The organism is Paraburkholderia sp. Ac-20336 (genome assembly GCF_017105025.1).
Taxonomy (GTDB): Bacteria; Pseudomonadota; Gammaproteobacteria; order Burkholderiales; family Burkholderiaceae; genus Paraburkholderia.
Window position 1 is genome coordinate 1 of record NZ_JAAGPS010000298.1, and the last position, 1399, is coordinate 1399.

The window sequence follows — 1399 nt, forward strand, 5'->3', positions numbered from 1 at the left end:
AGCCGCTTGAGGCCATGCCCTTGCGAGCCGAACAGCGGCTTGAGCACGACCTCGCGGCCGGCCGCGGCCTCGCGCATCAGCACGCGTTGCGCGAAGGCGGCCGATTCGCCGGCCCACGTGGCCGGCGTCGGCACGCCCGCGCGATGCAGCAGGAAGCTCGTCATCGACTTGTCGACGCTGCGCTCGATCGTACGCGCGTCGTTGTAGACCGGCACGCCCGATTCGCGCAGCGCGTGCAGGATGCCGAGCCGCAACGTCACCTGCTCGAAGGTGCCGCCCGCGATGCCGCGCACGAACACCGCGTCGGGCAGGGCGTGGCCGAAGCCCGGCACGACGAGCCCGTGCGGCTGCCAGGTGGTGTCGATGCGGCAGTCGGCGAGATCGACGCAACGCGCGTCGGCGCCGCGCGCGCGGAACGCTTTTTTCAGGCGGCCGGTGTGCCAGCCGGTTTCGTCGGTCATGATCGCGACGCGCAGGTTCGGCTGCATCTCGTGGGCGAGGCTCATGATGCGACGGCCTGGCCGCCCCACTGGTTTTGCAGCAAGGCGCTGTCGAGCCGCCCGCCGTGATAGGTCGCGCCGCTTTCGAGGCTGCTGACCCACACCTCGGCGGGCGCGAAGAGCGCCGGGTCGATCTGGTAGAAGTCGAAATTGAACGACGTGAAGATGTCCGCGAACGGGCGGCCGTAGTCGCGCGAACTGGCCGCGGGCAGTTGCTCGGCGAGGCGCCGCGCGACCTCGTCGTGCCGCACGGTCAGATGCACGCGGCCGCCGTAGAGGATCGCGTCGTTGGTACGGCCCATCGCCTGAATGCCGTCCGGCGCGGGCGGCGGCAGCGGCGCCGAGCCCGCGCCTTCGACGACCTCGTCGAGTGGCACGCCGAGCACGTGCACCTTGTGCAAGGCGACTTCGACGACGCGCGCCACCACCTGTACCGTTCCCGCGACAGAGTGTGTCGGCGTGACGATCAGCGTCAGATGGTCGGGCGAGAGGCCGCAATCGTGCAGCACCTTGTCGATCACGACCTGCGGCGGCAGGCGGTCCACTTCGAGCACGAGCGCGCCGCGCGCGTGGCGGTCGCGATAGCCGAGTTCGGCGAAGAGCGGCTCCTTGACGGCCAGCGCGCGCGCGGGACCGGAGCCGAGCGAGAAGAATTTCTTGCCGCCGGTCTGCTCCTTGGTCGCCGCGAGGCTCCACCCCGCGTACTGGCTGCCGAGACAGGCCAGCACCGGCGCGGACGTGCTCACGTCGAGCATGGTCGGCCAGAGCGGGGCGGCGTCGAAGTTCGCGCGCACCGCGACGCGGCCGAGTCCGCCCATGCAGATGCGCGCGAACAGCACGCCCGCTTCGATCGCGCCGCCCGCGGCCACGCCTGCGCGCGCGCTGCCCGTTCCGGCGTC

At 71.4% G+C, this 1399-nt stretch carries 1 protein-coding gene and 1 pseudogene; both read right to left on the reverse strand.

From position 1 onward, the window contains the following. Nucleotides 1-506, reverse strand: a pseudogene (locus GXB81_RS31120) (RimK family alpha-L-glutamate ligase); the annotation flags it as partial. Then, nucleotides 503-1399: methenyltetrahydromethanopterin cyclohydrolase (gene mch, locus GXB81_RS31125; RefSeq protein ID WP_205991222.1), on the reverse strand; the 897-nt coding region annotated here is incomplete at its 5' end. The gene mch and the pseudogene GXB81_RS31120, both read right to left, overlap by 4 nt.